15 protein-coding genes are annotated in these 17,872 nt (G+C 46.6%); 6 read left to right on the top strand and 9 right to left on the bottom strand.

The genetic code is table 11. The annotated features are described in order from the left end of the window. The 7 genes from Q2J39_RS08090 to Q2J39_RS08120 all read right to left on the bottom strand — a co-directional run. The coding region (locus Q2J39_RS08090; RefSeq protein ID WP_288340030.1) for a DEAD/DEAH box helicase at positions 1–2,784 on the bottom strand (2,784 nt) is incomplete at its 3' end. Between the two features lie 14 nt (positions 2,785–2,798). Beyond that, on the bottom strand, positions 2,799–3,803 hold the full coding sequence (locus Q2J39_RS08095; protein ID WP_288340028.1) for a restriction endonuclease subunit M: 1,005 nt from the start codon (positions 3,801–3,803) through the stop codon (positions 2,799–2,801). A gap of 54 nt (positions 3,804–3,857) precedes the next feature. Next, complete coding sequence (locus Q2J39_RS08100; RefSeq protein WP_288340026.1) at positions 3,858–4,673, bottom strand: TIGR02391 family protein; 816 nt, start codon at positions 4,671–4,673, stop codon at positions 3,858–3,860. A 578-nt stretch (positions 4,674–5,251) separates the two neighbouring features. Then, entirely contained in the window at positions 5,252–5,566 is a 315-nt protein-coding gene (locus tag Q2J39_RS08105; RefSeq protein ID WP_230267041.1) for a hypothetical protein, read from the bottom strand. Between the two features lie 308 nt (positions 5,567–5,874). Beyond that, positions 5,875–6,267 (bottom strand): hypothetical protein, encoded by a 393-nt coding sequence (locus Q2J39_RS08110; protein ID WP_288340024.1) that lies wholly within the window; start codon positions 6,265–6,267, stop codon positions 5,875–5,877. Positions 6,268–6,402: 135 nt separating this feature from the next. Further along, positions 6,403–8,223, bottom strand: coding sequence for a hypothetical protein (locus Q2J39_RS08115; RefSeq protein WP_288340022.1), 1,821 nt, complete (start codon positions 8,221–8,223; stop codon positions 6,403–6,405). Between the two features lie 59 nt (positions 8,224–8,282). After that, entirely contained in the window at positions 8,283–10,172 is a 1,890-nt protein-coding gene (locus Q2J39_RS08120) for a glycoside hydrolase family 2 protein (RefSeq protein WP_288340020.1), read from the bottom strand. 275 nt (positions 10,173–10,447) lie between these two features. Here Q2J39_RS08120 and bsh point away from each other — a divergent pair, with 275 nt between their 5' ends. The 3 genes from bsh (at position 10,448) to Q2J39_RS08135 (ending at position 13,438) form a co-directional block, all read left to right on the top strand. Next, positions 10,448–11,449, top strand: coding sequence for a choloylglycine hydrolase (bsh, locus tag Q2J39_RS08125; protein WP_288340018.1), 1,002 nt, complete (start codon positions 10,448–10,450; stop codon positions 11,447–11,449). Positions 11,450–11,592: 143 nt separating this feature from the next. After that, entirely contained in the window at positions 11,593–12,462 is an 870-nt protein-coding gene (locus tag Q2J39_RS08130) for a metallophosphoesterase (RefSeq protein WP_288340016.1), read from the top strand. 208 nt (positions 12,463–12,670) lie between these two features. Next, positions 12,671–13,438, top strand: coding sequence for a prolipoprotein diacylglyceryl transferase (locus tag Q2J39_RS08135; RefSeq protein ID WP_288340014.1), 768 nt, complete (start codon positions 12,671–12,673; stop codon positions 13,436–13,438). Between the two features lie 218 nt (positions 13,439–13,656). On the opposite strand, the gene Q2J39_RS08140 is transcribed toward Q2J39_RS08135, so the two are convergent. Continuing rightward, complete coding sequence (locus Q2J39_RS08140) at positions 13,657–14,256, bottom strand: hypothetical protein (protein ID WP_289068937.1); 600 nt, start codon at positions 14,254–14,256, stop codon at positions 13,657–13,659. Further along, complete coding sequence (locus tag Q2J39_RS08145; protein ID WP_230267048.1) at positions 14,213–14,941, bottom strand: hypothetical protein; 729 nt, start codon at positions 14,939–14,941, stop codon at positions 14,213–14,215. Before Q2J39_RS08145 ends, Q2J39_RS08140 begins: the two co-directional genes overlap by 44 nt. Before the next feature lie 194 nt (positions 14,942–15,135). Here Q2J39_RS08145 and Q2J39_RS08150 point away from each other — a divergent pair, with 194 nt between their 5' ends. The 3 genes from Q2J39_RS08150 (at position 15,136) to Q2J39_RS08160 (ending at position 17,491) form a co-directional block, all read left to right on the top strand. Further along, the gene (locus Q2J39_RS08150; protein WP_288340010.1) at positions 15,136–15,648 is read left to right on the top strand and encodes an HD domain-containing protein; all 513 of its coding nucleotides are present in this window, start codon (positions 15,136–15,138) and stop codon (positions 15,646–15,648) included. Positions 15,649–15,747: 99 nt separating this feature from the next. Further along, positions 15,748–15,897, top strand: a complete 150-nt coding sequence (locus Q2J39_RS08155; protein ID WP_230267050.1) for a hypothetical protein — start codon at positions 15,748–15,750, stop codon at positions 15,895–15,897. Between the two features lie 394 nt (positions 15,898–16,291). Further along, a complete protein-coding gene (locus Q2J39_RS08160) occupies positions 16,292–17,491 on the top strand; it encodes an ATP-binding protein (RefSeq protein ID WP_230267051.1) in 1,200 nt (399 codons plus the stop codon). Positions 17,492–17,872: the final 381 nt, after the last annotated feature.

A 17,872-nucleotide genomic window follows, 5' to 3' on the forward strand; every position in this document is an offset into this window, starting at 1 on the left:
GGTCGTCCACGCAAAAATCCGACCGTATAGTTTAGCTGATTGGGAAAGTTCTACTGAATAGCAGGAATATAACGGATAAAGACCTGTTTTAGAATTGATATCCATTATTTTTGGATCATCTGCATCGAATATCGCACTTGTCGCTTCTCCTTGGGCAACATAACGAGGTAAATCAAGCTGGTTTTCGTATTTTTCATCAAAGAAACACCAGCCACCTATCGTGTCCGCTAACTGCATATTCACTACTCGCCAAGGAGTCAGTACTGTTTCCTTATCAGGATTTTTGAAGGTAGAGAAGATATCTGCGATCTTTTTTACACGCTCAACCGGTTCAAGTGTGTCAGCCTGTCTAGCAGAGTTTCGAATTCGTCTTCCGGCTGCAATAAAAATTTCTTCATCATAAAATCGTCTGAGATTTTTAAAATCATCCTTTGTGACTCCAGTCGGCATAAACTCTTCCCAGGAAGCATCATCGACTAATTCTACAAAGCTATCAAGATCGATTTCGTCTGAATAATCAACGTCTGCTCCATATATGAGCAGAGGCATCCGAGTTGAAATTTGACGCAGAATTGAAATTGCTTGTGCGCGATTCTTTTTCTTTTCTTGCAACTCTTTAAGTCTCGCCTCCTCTTCTGGAGTCAGAGGTTTCTTCTTTTTCTTTTTATTGATTCGTTCCTCCTCTTCACGTTCCTCGTTTGTTAATCCTGTTTTATTAATATCGATATTTTTACCTTTCACCTGCGATTTAGATTTTTCGAATGTTTTCTGCAAGTTACTAAACATCTCCAGATCTTTTTCATCCAAGGTGAAGAGCGCATCAGAATACAATTTGTTGTCATCAAAACCGTGTTGAACTACTTTTTCCGCATAAGCACGTTTTAGTTGTTGGAGAAGTTTAGGCGTATCATACGGCTTCATTTCGGAGCCAGCGATCGCAATCACAGGGCAATAGTTTAAAAATTTACCCAGAATCTCGCGATCCCGCTCTTTTGTAGATCCGGCTTTTGAGGAGACTTTGACGGCATCAGCCACCATTTTTAGTGTTCTGTCAGGAGCAAAATCGAAAACATAACCAGCATCTTTAATTTTCCCGTTAATATTGGCAGGAGACTGCACACGGAAAATCGTCTGCAGATAGTTGGCTGCGGAGGTGCTATATGATCCCGAAAGCATGAACACGCCTGTCCACTCTTTTACTGTTACTCCAGTTGTTAGTTTTCCGCAGGATAGAGTGATTGTGTATGTATCATTCAAGGAGGCTCTGTTGATAGCGTTTCGGACTTTCGTCAATGCTTCCTCATTAGGATCTTCCGGATTACCATCGCCAGCTACATTAACGATCTCGAATTGACCACTTCCAAAGACAGGGTGCTTCATCATCAATTTCGACAGAGCTCGAGCTTCATCGACACCTGGAATCATCCATAAAGTGTGTTTGAAAATATCCCGGTATTCAGCTGTCGAAAAAGGATAGGCACTTGTTTGTCTTTCCTTACTCATCAGATTGAGGAAAGACCACACGTCCTTTTCATGAACGAAATCGCCCACATGAGCTCCCTCCGGTATCTCTTCATGGTCATACTTAAAATCACCCGTGAAGGTACGAAAGAACTCTTTGAAGTTAAAGGCCTTATCCTCGAAGGAAGTATAGGCAGAACTTCCCAACGCATCTCCAAGATCATAGGTGTAAATTTTCAGCTCTGGAAGGTCTGAATAAGGGTTGGAGTCCCCAAAATGAAGCTTGTCCCACTCAGATTTTGATTCCTGCTCCATAACGTAATCCCAAGTGTAGATAGCGTCTTCTTCATAATCATCAAGAATATTGAATGGTGTTCCAGACAACGACAAAAGCTTCGTATTCTTATTCACCAACGTCTTGATCGTTGCATCGCCAAGGGATGTTTGTGTTCCTTCATGAGCTTCATCTACGATCACACAATCCCAGTCAGTATCAAAAATCTCATCATTCTTCTGATATCCACCTTTTTTTATCTTCGCAGACTCTCTCAAGTCCTGGATGGACGCAAAATAGACGAAGGAACTATCTTCCTCAGCCAATTGCTCAAAAGAGTATCCTTTCTTTTTCGAACCATAACGGTAGTCTGTGTTTTGGAAAATCTTTCTGAAGTCTTCGAACCACCCTTCATTGACCACTGGCCTATGAGTTACGATAATCGTCTTCTTGAACTTTGCTCTTTTGATAATCTCCAAGCCAACAAAAGTCTTACCATATCGCATTTTTGCATTGATCAAGAACCGATCCGACTTTTTGAAATGTTTAACAGCTCTAGAAATGCATTCTTCTTGTTCTGGTCTGAAAATTATCGGTGCGGATACGATTTTTCCGTCTGGGGTAAAGTAAGCTTCATTGTTTTTGACAGCTCGGATGGCTGTCTTCGCAGTATCCAAATCCAGCTCAAACCATTCTGAACCAGTTGTATCATCAATACGCACATTCTCTATCCCAGAATTTTTAAGGACCGCATGGACATCTTTATCTGAAAAAGCTTTGGATACCATCAATCCATTCTCCTTGACATCCTTCACCGCAAGCTCTGTCCACAGAAGGTCGTAATGAATTCCTGCTGTCTGGGTATAGCGGTCAATCCGATCACGAGCCGCTCTGTTTAGCTCTTTTGAATTTGGGTTCAATTGGTCACGAGGTGTTTTCGTCTTCAAGGAGGCCTTTCCAATTTTCAATTTCCCATGATGGGCCTGATCAGGAATACCAAAAACATAGATCAAGTTATATTCGAAATTATCCTCAAAATATGGTTTCATAATCTTTTTTCTCTCTATCGATTCAACAAGCTTCGAAATTCAATTATTTCAGGCTTTCCGTTTGTTTTGTTTGTCCAATCTGCAATCAAACAGTAAGGGCTATCACCTGAATCGAAAAGGTCCGAGTCTTCAATAAAAGTGACCCCGTCCTCATCTTCTTCAAAACTAAGTGCCAATTGTTCAAATAGCTTGACCGGTTTAGAAAAAGGTAGACAGTTAGTCAATCCATCCATTTGCCATACGTTCCAGGAAATGATTTCGGCAATCCTTGAAAGCTGCTTTTGTGAGGGGAATCTTCCAAATCTATCAAAAAAGTACTCGATATAGGTAAACAAGAGATTCTCTCTGGCTAAAAATAAATTGTCGCCCTGGTACTCATAACCGTAGGTGGACTCATAAGCTTTAATTACTGAAGCATTCCAAGTCTGGTCAGATTTTGCGTTTTCGTTAATCACTCTGAACTTCCGGTCTAGCAAACCTATCCGATCTTTGAGCTCAATCTTTTCACCGCTCACGGTGTCATATCGGCTGACCAAATACGGTGCTTCTCCACAAGTGATTTCCAATCGGATATCGGCAACATAATCCTTCCAGGTTTTTCCGGCAGGAAAATGAATAGGATCTGTAGAAGTTTGCCAACTACCAAAATCGCCAACATTGAACGAATTCTGGTTCTCCAGCCAAGCATCATCTACTAAATTATTCTGCATATTGCAGACCCAGGAAGGAGTGAAAACCTCTGCCTTATCCTTTGTTCTTGCAGTTTGTGCTGCCTGCGACTTCTGAACACGTGGTTTTAAGAAGTTTCTTTTTCCAAATGTTACCGTACTGGGGTCTAGTTGCTTGTCGGCTCCAAACGGAACTCCAAATTCGAGATGACTGGAAGTAGCCCAAACAATACTCTTTCCCGTCGTGTGGTCTTTTATCAAAGTTCGCAGAATTGATGGATATAGCTCGTAAAGAGCTGATTCAAACTCAGTTAATGACCAGGAATCAATAATTTCTGTTTTCGTTTTCATTGTCCTTATTATACCGAAGAGCTGCTTACCAAGCGACTAACCCATGAACTTCGACTAATCACGCTTAACAACCTGACATTGGTCTAGCCCCTTAAATGCAAATGAAATCAACGAAAGAGCATCCAGAGCTTTCACTTCATTCACAGGCCAGTCAAGTTTTAAATTGTGAGCTTGCAGATTTCTAAACATCAGAAAAATGGCATTGAGTAGTGTCCGAAGGCCGTTATGTTCATTTCTTTCCGTCTCAGTCTCCAAGCGATTCAGAACAAGGTACGGATTTTTGGTGGAAAATGCCTTTTCAAAGAGGTTTGCACCATCTCCAGTGAGCCCTGTCATTTCTCTCACTCTCTTTGATAAACCTTTTGAAGCCTCGAAAACAGCCTCAAAATACTGTCCGCTTATGTATTCCTTTTTTGCAAGGTGAACAACCGATGGATGAAAGTTCTGCTTTTGAAATTTTGCTTCGCGCTCATTGACCCTTCTATCTACTTCGTTTAAATTTTTAGCCTGAACTGTTTTTACAATTTCCCCAGCACTATCTATTTTGTATCCTTCTAGAAGCAAAACCTTATTGATCCCGTTAACCAAAAAGCTATATTGCTCTCTCTTGTCCAAATTCGTGAAGCGTGCAGGATTGACTGCATTTTCGATTATTCGCTTGAACAATAGTAGCGAATGCTCCTGATTGAATTTACCAGCCAAACAATTAAAGAACCACTGCCTTTTGTTTGGAGCAATTCGTGGGTCGTATGGCACTCCGCACACATCAAGAAGATGTTTTAGATCGCTTCCAGTTAACCCGTTGTCGGTATCAGCGATGATATCGCAGATGCTTTCAACTTTTTGTTGGTCAAACTTGAGTTGATTCATGATGATCGGATCCTTTCTTTAAATCAAAATTGGTACTTTCTCTGCTTATGAAAAATTGCCGATCCTACTCATTCGACCGGTAGAATCGGCTCTCTAACTCCTAAGATATAAAGATTGGTTTATATGTCCCATTAATATAAAAGGTGTCCTGATTTGTTTAGCGATACCATCTTGATAACTCTTTTTGGAGGTCTTTCGATCCGTGCCGGAATGTACACAAAACAGGGCAATTTTGTACAGACGAATGGAAGGTCTACAGGCGTTCCGGCGAATCAGGATGACTGCTTCTCTTTCCATTCATGATCGAAATCTGCGCAAATCCATTGGATGACGCCATCGTAACCCGTCTGGAGGAAGGGGATCCCCTGTTCGCTTGTCACGAAAGAACGCCGCAGACAAACGGAATTCCGTTTGTTCTGCGGCGTTACTCTTTAGAAATACTGGGTAAATCCATATTCTGGATGGCTTAGTCCACCCGCGTTCAGACAGAAGTTTTAAACCATCTGCTCAAGCCGTTCAAAAACCGATCCGAATCGGAAACGGCTGTTTTGAATCCTGAGCGAACGTTGCAAGAGAGACTAGAACAAAGAATTATTCGAATTCGGGACTTTGCGCAGACTCAGCAGCAGGCGGTTCATGTGTTGGGCCTGTTCATCGATCTGGATCTGACTTTGCGGTGCAGAAAGAATGGATCTGGCCTTAGAGAGTTCCTCTTCCAGTTTATCCATCGAAGACTCTGGGAATTCCGTACGGTTCTCAAGCAGGCTTTCTGCTTTAGTAACAGTCATTTCCAGGGCGTCCAGAACAAAGTCGATTTTGGGATACTGAATAGCCGCAATACCGGCAAGAAGGGCTGAATTTAAAGTCTTGGCCTGGGTGGCATTGTCTTCCAACAGACCCGCAACGGCTTCATTAAAGCCTGGGTAAACTGCGCTTTATGCGTCGAATCTGGATCGTAGTCTTTGGTGCGCAAAACGGTAATTGCCTTTACGACACTGTTTCCAAGATCCGATCCAAAAAGGGAAGACGGTCTGCGCAAAGCCTCAATAGCCGCATTGAGCGTATCGGTCAGTTCATCAATTTCTGACTGAGAGAAGCTGTAGGAGCGCAGCGCGAAGTCGGCTTCACTCAGGGCTTCCTGCAGGGAATTCCAGCCGCTTACATAATCGCTTTCCTTGAGGTTTTTCGCAGCTTCAACGGCTTAGGAAAGCGCGCTGCGATCTTCAAGCGTTCCATACGTTGTGGTAATCGTTTTGAAACCGAATTTGCCGGTGGTAACCAGACGGAACGTGTGAGTTCCCAAAGGCAGAGACTGAATATCGATTCCTTTGCGATAGGCATCTGTACTGTCTGTGCAGTTTACAACGCCATAGTCCTTGTCATCGATGTAAATATGGGCACCGGTTTTGCCGCCGTCAAACTTGGTCATCATGGAAATGCCGGTACCGGTAAAGGCGTAGCTCAGCGTCGCATTGGCGCTGTTATTGTACGTTTCGTAATCGCCGGCCGCTTCATCTTTCCACTGCCCCCATCCGCTGCTCTTTTGAATCTGATCGGAAGAGCCATACAGGGTCGTATCGGGCGTACCTTCCACATATTCCGGTTTGGGAACGAGGCCGCTTTGACGAATTTCAAGGGCGTCAAAGCCAAATTTGCCGGTAGGGACAAGTCTTACGGTATGTTCGGCTTCTTCTTCAAATGAATGGGAGAAAACCGCTTCATACGTATTTTATCCGTCGTTTCGCTTTGTGCTCACTGTTCCAAGCGACTGATCGTCTACGAAGACTTCACAGCCGCTCTGGCTGCCGTCTTTTTTCGCATAGAGAGTAAAGCGGCTTCCTGTGAAGGTATAGGAGAGGGAAGTGTTCTGCCAGTTATTCGATTCGACATACGTTTCGTAGCCGGAAAGCGTTCCTGCCTGCGTGCCAGAAGCCGGCCAGCGGCCCCAGGTTCCGGTTTTCTCCATTTCATCGCCAGGAACAACGACCGTTTGCGCTGGACGTTCCAGGGCGGTTTTGCGCTGTGGATATTTGCCGGCTTCGGCATCCTGTCCCTGATCGTCTTTGAGCGTAGTCGTAAAGACGCAGTCGCCCCCACAAGCAAGGGTATCCGTGTTCCAGATCATAAGCCGTAAAACGCTGCCGTCTTTGAGATCTTCTGGAATCGACATGGACACGGGAAGGGAGACTTTTTCTTTGGCTTTGAGCGTGAGCGGTTTGCTCTGGACATCGACAAGAGTATTGTCGGGGGCAATCAGAGATGTGGTGATCATCAGATTCTGAGCCGTTTTGGACGTCAGATCCAGCTCACCTTCATACACAGTGCCTGGTACAAGCGATTCATAAGCGGCCATAAACTGGGCACTCAGGTCGGTTTTACCATCCTGTGTCAGCTTGCGTCGTACGCCGGAAAGACGGGCATTGCCTAAGGAAATCGAACCGTGCCCTTCGGTTTCCAGCTTCACATCGGGGCACCGATAAACAGAAACACGGATAGCGGCTGATTCGCCCGGTTCAAACGTCTTTTCATAAATCGTCTGATTTTTCGCGATCAGGCGCAGAAGGACCGTCTGGGAAGAGGGGTTGAAGGCTTCAGCTTCGAAAGCGCCATAGCCGCCGTCTTCTCTGGTGAAGTTATTTACAGTCAGTTCCGTCTGGGCCGGCAGGGAAACGCCGTTGGAATAGCGGGTGTTTCCGTGCTTGAGCGGCTGACCGTCTGCTGTGCGATTTTTAATGATGGTTTCGGGCAAATCGTCCAGATCGCACAGGTACTGATATCCGGTTTTGATCGGTTCATTGACCGACTTGAGCGAATACAGCTTCAGTTCGGAGAACGAGGCGTATTCGTCTTCTGGAATGGAATCAAACAGAACGCGGATGTTTCGATACGGTCTGGTTTTCAGGAATGTGATTTCATCCGGGGCTGTCTCAATGGTGGAGGCATCGTAGGAAACAAGCGTTTCCCAGTCGTCTTCGCTGACTGCATCTGCGGTTTTTCCCTGCAGCGTATAGGGCAGCTTTTTGCCGTCAAAGAGTACGGCTGCTTTATAGAGAATGACTTCTCCATGTTCCATGGTCGCGTTGACGTACTGGCCAGGCCCGGCTGTGGAAGCTCTCCATGACGTTTTTGGATCCTGATCGAGAACGTTCTGACGATCGGCTTCGTTGGAAGACGCTTCGCAGGGAACGCCGTTGAGATCGCGCAGTTCGTAGGCAGATGCCTCTTCAATATCGGTCAGAATAATGCCGTCATTGTTCATGAAGGAACCGTACAGTGTGGAAATATCCGCCTCGCTTTCTCCTGTGGAGTCGCCCGTGGTCCTCAGGGTGATTTCCGCCGATTTGAGACCTTCGCTTTCGGCGACGATGCGGGTGATGCCGGCGTAGTAGGAGCGGAATTCAATGGCGCCTTTTCCATCAAGCATGGATTTGTTTTCCGAATCCGGATCGAGAACAAAGGTTTTGCCGGTCGGGAAAATACCCGGGCCTGCTACGACTTTCAGCGTGATCTTGCGCTTTACGCCGATCCAGTTTCCTTCATCGTCTTTCAAAGTCGCGATGAGATGGGTATCCTGCGTGCCGTCATCGCGAAGAACGGTGTCGGAGGCGGTCAGTTCGATTTTTGTCGGGGTCCGGACTTCGAGAATTCGGGCTCAGGATGATCCGGATGGAATTCATGGCGATACCAGTACCATTCTTTTAAAGGCAGTCGATAGTAGTCGACGATGCCCATATCGCCATAGCTTCTCGCAGCGACCGTTCCATGATGGAACATGCACCAGAGGGAAACGCCGCTTCGCCAGGCGTATTCGATCGGGCGATCGTTCTGGCTTTGTACATGATCGTAATGCGGTGCATAGGTGTCGCCCTGAGAGCGGTTAGCGGTATGCGAGCCGTATTCCGCAACCATGTTCGGTACGCCTGGATTCTGACAGGCGCCAATCGAAGCGCCGTCGCCGTTATAGCCGGCGACTTCAACGCCTTCAATTTTGTCATAGCCGTCGCGCTGCGTGCCGCCAAGGCCAACTGCACGGGTCGGATCGAGCTCTTTGCACTTTTTGGCCATGCGGGTAATCAGGGCGCGCTTTTTATCATTCGTGCTGGCGCCGGAGTCATCGTTTACACTCTGAAAGAACGTTTCGTTTCCCATGCTCCAGACCATGATGGACGGATGATTGCGGTGAATGCGAATCATTTCTTCCAGCATCTGCATGCAGGAGTCTTCAAACGCTGCCTGATCTTTTACATGTGTCGGGTAGCCGTTGGCGGTATAATCGGACGAACCTGGATTTTCCAGATTTCCTTCGCCGCCGGCGCCGCCGATAAACCAGAAGGCAGCTTCGGACCAGTAGGCAATTCCGAGTTCATCGCACGCCTGCGTATAGATAGGAGAATGCGGATAATGACTGCCGCGGATAAAGTTGAATCCGCCGTCCTTGACCATTTGAACGTCACGAACCAGAGCCGAATCGCTGACGGCATTGCACCAGCCGGCGTGATCCTGATGGGCGTTTACGCCGTTGAGCCAGACGTGTTCGCCATTCAGGAAAAAGCCCTGATCGGCTGTCCATTCGCACCAGCGAAAACCCATGCTCGTCTGAACGGAGTCGACCAGCGAGTCTGCACTGTAGACTTGGGTAACGACCGTATAAAGGTAGGGATCGTCCATGCTCCACAGATGGGGCTTGGAAATTCCAGTATACGTGTCATCAAAGATGGCGCTCTGTCCAGCTTCAATCGTTTTGGGGCTGGAAGAAAACTGAGCGACGGCTTGGCCGTTGGCGTCCAGCAGTGTATGGCGTACACGAACCTCGGCAGCCGTTTCGTTCTGGTTTTCTACCTCCGCCTGCATGCGCAGATCGGAAGACGATCTGGATACGTTTGGCGTCTGTACAAACGTACCGTACCAGGCGACATGAACCGGGTTTTCATAAATCAGCTTTACATCGCGGTAAATACCGCCGGTGAAATTATGGTCGCCAGCACGCGGAGCAAGCTGCGGATTCCAGGTGTTGTCAACTTTTGCGGCCAGGACGTTCGTTCCTTCGTGCAGATACTCGCTCAAGTCGAATTCAAAGCCGGTATAGCCGCCTTGATGACTGCCGACTTTATCGCCGTTGACGTACAGATCGATGGTGTGGAAGACACCGTCAAAATCGATCTTGATTTTGTTCTGAAGCGATTCGGCACTGACTTCGAATGTCTTTCGATACCAGCCGATGCCAGTGTAAAACTTCTGTTCCATGAAATAGGGAATGCTGAAATCGTGCGGCAGGCTGACGTTATACCAGTTCGCGTCGTTAAAATCGCTCTGGTACGCCTGCGGTTCATCTCTGCGGACAAACTTCCAGCCGCGGTTGAAGTTTTCCTCTTTGCGTACGCTGGTCTGGGCCGGGGGATCAATGGCTTCTTTTGCCTGCAGCAGGGCAGGAGGCGCCATAAGGCTCAGAAACGTAAGGACAGAAAGGAGATACATCCATACCTTCTGAATACTTTTCATACTTTTCTCTCTTTCTTCTCCAGGCTGATCGCGAAAATTGCCCGAATATTGTCGGATCGGTCTGTCTGTTTTCAGTATAGACGACCTGAAAGCGATTCCAGACGCTTTGGAAGATTCAACAATACTCAGATTGCAGACAAAACAGAGAAAGGGAAGAGGCCGCTGTATTTCGGTCATTGGAGGGATCATCCGAAAAGCGGAACTTTATAATGAAGACTGTAATTAAAGATCGTACAAAGCAAAAAAGATACGTATGATCAGGAGGTACTCGCTTAATGTGTACAGGTCTTTCCTATTCCAATGGAAACAGCCACTACTTCGGACGCAACCTGGATCTGGAAATCGATTATCCAGTCGATGTCGTCATCACACCGCACAACGTCCCCTTTAAATTCCGTCACACCGACGCCATGGAAAGCCATAACGCTATTATCGGTATGGCTATGCCGATTGATAACTACCCTCTGTACTTCGAGGGAATCAACGATAAAGGACTGGGCATGGCCGGTCTGGCTTTCTGGACCAGCTGCCATTATTTCCCAGTCATGGAAGACAAGCTGAACATCGCTTCGTTCGAGCTGATCCCTTATATCCTGGGCAAATGCTCCAGCGTCGATGAAGCCGAAGAAGAATTCAAGAAAATCAACATCTGCAATACCGGTTTCTCGGAAAAATTCCCGCCAAGCCCGCTGCACTGGATCATTTCCGATGCCAAACGGACGATCGTTGTCGAACAGACCAAAGAACGCGGTCTGAAAGTTTACGACAACCCGTATAACGTTCTGACCAACGAACCGGAATTCCCGTTCCACAAGAAAAATCTGCTTTACTACTGCAACGTATCCAACGCCATCCGCGGATTCGATTCCACTCGTTTCTCTCCGAATTTCCCGGATTTCGTTAAACTCGGTGCCGGCATGGGATCGGCTGGACTGCCTGGCGGTCTGGATTCCATTTCCCGTTTTGTCCGCGTTGCCTTTACACGTCTGAATTCGAATATCGAAAAGAATACCGAAGAAGCCAATATCCAGGAATTCTTCCATATCCTTTACAGCGTGTATCAGACCAGTGGCTGCGATCAGGTTAAAAAGGGTGAATACGAAGTTACCCTTTATACCTGCGGCGCAAACCTCGAAACTGGCTGTTTCTATTATACGACCTACTGGAACCAGAACATTACTGCCGTCGATATGCATAACGAAGATCTCGAAGGCGATAAGCTGATCGTTTATCCAGTGGTTCGTGATCTGAACATCCCGGTACAGAACGCTAAATAAGCAGATTCGCAAACTCTACAGAATTGCGTATACCCAATATGCCGAATAAGCCGTCCGTGCGCACATGCACAGGCGGCTTTTTATCTGCCTGCGAAGGACGGTCCATAAACGATTCGAATCGGAGAAATTGGTATACTGATACCATGAATTTTTCGAATGGATTGCGAATTTTTCTGATTTTTATATGTGCACTGGCGATTCTGATTGGAATTCTGTTTTCGAGCGGGGCGTTTCGAAACGACCTGGAAGTGAGTGAGATGACGATCGAACTTTCCGATCTGCCAGAAGCCTGGGACGGCGTGAAAATCGCTCATGTTTCGGATCTGCACGGAAACAATCCCAAAGGCATGATGGAAGCGATTGAGAACGATCATCCCGAACTCATTTTTGCGACGGGGGATGTGTATGATGGTGTCCAGCATGCGGATACGACCAATAAAGTTCTTTCCAGCCTTTCAAAAATCGCCCCGGTCTATATGGTCAGCGGCAATCACGAATATTACAGCGGCCAATGGAAAAAACGGGCCGCCAATCTGGATCAGCTTGGCATAACGCTGCTCGATCACGATGTGATGACTCTGTATAAAGAAGGACAGCCGCTGGAAATCGCGGGCATTCAGGATCCCGATTTTCATTACCGCTGGTCTTTTGATCGGCGTCTTGAACAGTTGAATGAAGACATCGGAAAGCTTCCTGAAAAGAAAGCCTGTCGTCTTCTGTTATTTCATCGTGCAGATCTGTTTGATTATCTGGAGAAGACGCAGGCCGATCTGGTTTTCAGCGGACATATCCATGGCGGACATATCCGACTGTTTGGAAAAGGGTTTCTGCAGCCAAACGATGGAAACGGCTCCCGCTTCTTTCCCAAATACGACAGCGGCTTATTCGAACAGCCAGATGGCATGAAAATGATCGAAAGCCGGGGACTGGGCGATCAGATGATTATCCCGCGTCTGTATAATCGTCCGCAGCTGCTTTTGATTACGCTGAGAAGAGCGCCGGAAAAGAAATAATCGTATCGGAATGGGTTTCAAATACGGTATGGATTTAGACGATTCGACAATCCGGACCCATTCATTGCTCTTCCTGATCCAGGCCCGATACAATAGAGCACGTGTCGGTTCTGACCGTCTTTTCATTTCTTCTCTTCGAGCAGGGAACGGTTCAGAACGGACAAAGATTTGAACTAGCAATACAGAACGAAACAAGAAGGAGGAATTTATGTATCCGATTCTTTTCTCGATTGGCTCTCTTCACGTCTATTCCTATGGACTGATGATTGCGATCGGCATTCTGGTCGCCTATTCACTGGCTGAAAAGAAAGTCAAAGCGAAAGGGTATGATCCCAGGCGGCTGGAATGGCTGGTCTTTACGGTACTGGTTGGCGGTGCGCTCGGCGCCAAAGTCCTTTACTGGATTACCCGTATTCCCGATATGGCTACAGACCCAACGATTTTTACCGATCTGGGTTCCGGCTGGGTCGTTTACGGCGGCATTATGGGCGGTCTTATCAGCGGCTGGTACTACTGCAAGCTGCATGGCATGAATTTCTGGGAATGGTTTGACCTGATCATTCCGGAAGTCGCTTTAGCTCAGGCCTTTGGCCGTATTGGCTGTCTGCTTGCCGGCTGCTGCTATGGCATTGAAATGACAAACGGTTTTGGCATCGTGTTCCCGGAAGGATCCGAAGCACCGGCGGGCGTTCCGCTTTTTCCGTCACAGATTGTCATGTCCGTGTTCGACTTTGGACTTTATTTCTTTCTCGAATGGTTTTCGAAGAAGAAAAAGTTCAACGGAGAAGTCGGTGCAGCCTATCTGATCGCTTACTCCGCCGGACGCCTTGCGATTGAACTCGTCCGCGGCGATATGGTTCGCGGTGTCGTAAACGGCCTTTCCACATCACAGTATATTTCGCTCTTTGTCTTCGCCTTTGCGCTGGCTGTGCTCTTAGCGGGACGCTCCCGGCTTAAAAACAAAGACCAGAAATAGACAGATTTTAAGAAAAGAGAAACAGGCATATGAAAAGCTTCCTGATTGAAGAACCAGACAGATCCGCTGTCTATTCTCAATACAGGAAGCTTTTTTAATGCCAGAAGGGGAGTCAGGTTCTTTGAAAAAGAGGGAATTCCTGGACACCAATCTGCCGGCGAAAGAGAAAGGCTCTGCGTATAAGCAAAATGGAAAGGAACTTCCAACCGCAAATTGAATTACTCAGGCATTTTCATATAGGTACTGGAGAGATCCAGAAGCGCCTGCTTCAGGGAGTGAGATCCTTTGCATCGGGTTTCGATCAGATCCAAAGCCTGTTCAATGTCCTCTTGTACCTCCTGGATCGTCCGACCAGGAAGAAGAGCGCGGTTTTTGTAAACAATGACGACATAGTACCAGTTTTGGGTATCTTCAAAGCATTTCAGCAATTCCTCAAGAAGAACCAGAGCCTCGTCTTCTTCGTGAATCGAGGTCAGAAAGTTCGAGTAGTCCAGCCGCGCCAGATTTTCCCGAAAGCGAGCCTGATCACCTTCCATCGCGTGGAGGTTCGTCAAAAGCTCTGCATACATCGTTTTGTAGGCGATCACTTCTTCATCATCCAGCGTCCTGTTCTTTGAAGAAATCGACGCAAGTCCGGCTTTGATTAAGTTCTGGTAAGAGCTGCAGGTCAGCAGATACCTCGAACCGTAATGCTTAAGTCGAATGGAATAGCTTTCCCGGAACGATTGAACGGCTTTCTGATGAGCAATATTTATAGGAAGGAAAAACAGTATTCTAGAGCGTTTGGACAGGCATCGAATGCCTGGAAGATTCGCCAAGCGCTTTATCCAGTTCACCCTGTTTAAAGGCAAGCAGGCTCGTCGCGTATCGCAATTCGCCGCAGTCGAGATTGGAAATCCGCCAGCCGGGCACAAAAGATTCAGAAGCATCCTGGTAAGACGGAAACAGTTTTGGATCATCAATGCTAAGCGCATTTTTTTCATGTTTCTGAGCCGCTGGAAGATCATTTTGACTGAGCGCAAAACGCATAGCGACGACCTCGTATTCGAAATTCAGACCATCCACTTTATCGGATCGCTGGGAAAGCAGGTATCGGACCTCCTCCAGACTCTTTTCTGTTTGGGCTGCTTCCTGACAAAAGGAGGAAATCACTGCAGAAAGAAGCAGTGAGCTGATTCGGTCTCCGGCAAGCAGATCTGTATCGGTCAGGCTGTACGCATACTGGCAGGCTTCTTTGGCATGATCAATATCGCTGAGTCTGTAAAAAGAGTAGGCAAGGTACCAGCCAGTCTGTATAGCGTGCATCCGCTCCAACAAGCCAAACGTCTCTTTATCTCGATGCTTCAGGTTCTCCCAGCAGTCGTACATCGTCTCAATCGGATGCAGTTCTTTCGGATAATGATAAAGATGTATGGAAAAACCTAAAAGATCTTCCATGGAAAGGGAAGGGTCTGTCAGATCTTCGTCGGACAAATTAAGCCATTGAAATTTTGAAGTGTTCATACGGTGAGCTCCTTATAAATTGTTCAGGGTATTCTGACATTCAGGATATTCGAGCACCTGTCAGTTTAGACGTTGTGAAAAGTACTCAAAATTCAGGGGTAAATGGATGCAGGTATACAAATAAGACTCTGTCGTCGCTCTGCCCATCGAGTGGAAATCTCGTTAGAATGAGGACAAAGGCAGGAAAAATGAGAATGAATTCAAACCAAAAATACAGAACCTTTGATCGATATCCGCTTGTACGGGACGAAGTGTATGCGGCATTTGCCCAAATTTATAATCCGGTTCTTCGCGCATTTGCGCTGAGTCACACATCCATGGTCGATGCCTATATGTCTATTTTGTGCAAAAAGAGAAATCTGGATCCAGAGCCTGGGAAAATTGCGGCCGTGTTGCACGATATTGGAAAATTTCTGGAGAATCAGCCATCCTGTTCCCATGCTCGCTCTGGGGCTGCCGCTGCGCGAAAGCTGCTTGCAGGACTGGACCGGTTTACGCCGGAAGAAATCGAGGAAATCGCATCGGCGATTGAAGTCCACTCCAATAAGCTCAATGTCGACAGTCCTCTGGCTGAAGCTCTGAAAGATGCGGACTGTCTGGCCGGGTGGTCAAGCAATCCTGGCGGAGTCATACCGCCGGAACGCGTAGTAAGACTTCAAAACGTCATGCAGGAACTGTCAATCGATCCAGATCCTCTTGAATACTGATCTCTGTACGGATTACGGAATCCATTTTGGATATTTAGAAAATTCTAATTCGATATTCAGAATCAAAGCGTATAGTTCGAGGCAAAGAGAGGTACGCATATGTTTACACTTTTGTCCTTCATCTGGCTCTGGTACGTCATTCTGGCGTTTCTGTTTCTTTTCTCCTTTATTTTTCATCCGATTCGAACCCTGAAAAAGATCTGCCTGTTCCTGCTGATTGGAACGCTGATCGTCGTCCTGCTTTTCTAATTGGCGAGCGCGTAAACAAGGGAATGAGCAGGACTTTTTTGTTCTGCCATTTTTTTCATTTAACTGAATGTTGAAAATAATTCCAGGATAAAATGAAATTTATTTATTAATAGTCAAACAAAAAGAAAGAGAGTCTCCAAAATTCCTCCGTACAGAAAAGGGAAGAAGCCTTAACGACCGAAGTACCCCAAAAACCATTTACTTTCATCATGCTGAAACCGGCGAACTGTTCCATCTTTGCGTTCGTTGTTTTTATATTTCAATAAAATGAATCTTGTATAAGCTGCTCGCGTTATGATTTTCTGCATTTCTTTTCCCTTAGAAGGGTATGAGAAAGCGGATTCAATGGTATCCTGAACAAAAGGGGATTCACATTCTTCAGGAGGTTGAAAGTATGCCAGATCATCGAACCGAAGCGGTTTTCAAACGGCTGATGGACGCTTCTCAGAGTCGAAAGATCAGTAAACTCTGCGGTCTTCGTTCGGTCGGAAAAAGATATGTAATCCAACAGTACCAGGCTTACTGTAAAGACCATTCCATTTATCCGAATGGATGGATTGAACTCGACTATTCCGGACCCGCCAATACACTGCCAAAAACGGCTTTGGACCTGTATGAATATATAATCCATAAAATCGGTGAGTATCGGCCCTGGAGCCGGACAGCAATTCTGATCAATGAACCAGATGCTGTAGAAGATCTGGAGTATGCGCTGGCTGGACTGCTCCACTGGTCAGATCTCGATCTCTTTGTTCTGACTTCACAGGCTGATGTGCTGCCGGAGAGGGAAGGTTCACCGCTGCGCGATCAGATCGAGACGATTAAACTCTTTCCGCTTTCCTTTAAGGAATACTGCGAGGGAAGAAGGGAAAGCCTGTCCGAGCTGTTTCTGGACTATATGGAACAGGGCGGACTGCCGCTTGCGCTTTCTGTTTCCGCAAAAGAGCGCCAGGATGTTCTCGAAAATCTGTATGACTCCATTCTTCTGCATTCCTTAGTCGAAAATCTGCGCTATGCGGATGTAGAACTCATGCAGCAGCTGACCGTCTATATGGCCAGCCAGTCGGGAGAATACATCTCAGGGCGGGGGACAAGTCACCTGCTGAGAACGAGAGTCAAAAAAGCTTCCGTAAACACAGTGAATGCCTATATGGAAGCCTTACAAAATTCCTATTTGATCAACGTTGTAAAATGCCGCAATCTACTGAACAATCAGATCTTCGAACGGGAAAGAAAATATTACTTTGCGGATACTGGACTGCTGAGCAGTCTGCTCAGCGATGGACAGGTTTCACCGCAGGGCGTTCTGGAAAATATCGTATGGCTCGAATTCCGTCGAAGAGGCTATTCGGTCATGACCGGAAGGAACCGACATTCCATTATCGACTTTGTCACTGAGAAAGATGGAATGAGAACGTGCTGGCAGCTGCTAGCATCGGTTCATGAAACCGAACTCTTTGAAGAAAAGCTGAAAGCTCTCGAAAGCCTGGATGACAACTGCGATCGCGTCATGATGACACTCGATCCGCAGGCAGAACTGCCCGAAGGCATTCGGTTTCAGGAACTGCTGTCGTTTCTGCTGGAAAAGGAATGAATCTATAAACGGGATGGGCCTCCATCTACGAATTACTATGGAAAAGATACTGAAATACCCGTCAGAAGGGGATCCTGACGGGTATTGTCGTATATAAGGAGATGTAACATCACACATCAACAACTTCGTATAATATATATTATGTTACGTGTCTATATCTACTTTATGTAAAGCGTTTTTCAACCATTGATTTCTACAAAATGGCGTCTTTTACGTCTTGTAACATAATATGGGAATACACGTTTAGGGTTGTTGCAGCGTTCTTATGACCCATAAGATACTGAACAATCTTTACGTTTTTGCCCTCCCAGTAATGGGTATGGCAGATGAAGTGTACCCCATGTCAAGGACACGATAATTAGAGAGAACCCTTTGTTCGGA

It is taken from the genome of uncultured Allobaculum sp. (assembly GCF_948576815.1).
GTDB lineage: Bacteria > Bacillota_I > Bacilli_A > Erysipelotrichales > Erysipelotrichaceae > Allobaculum > Allobaculum fili.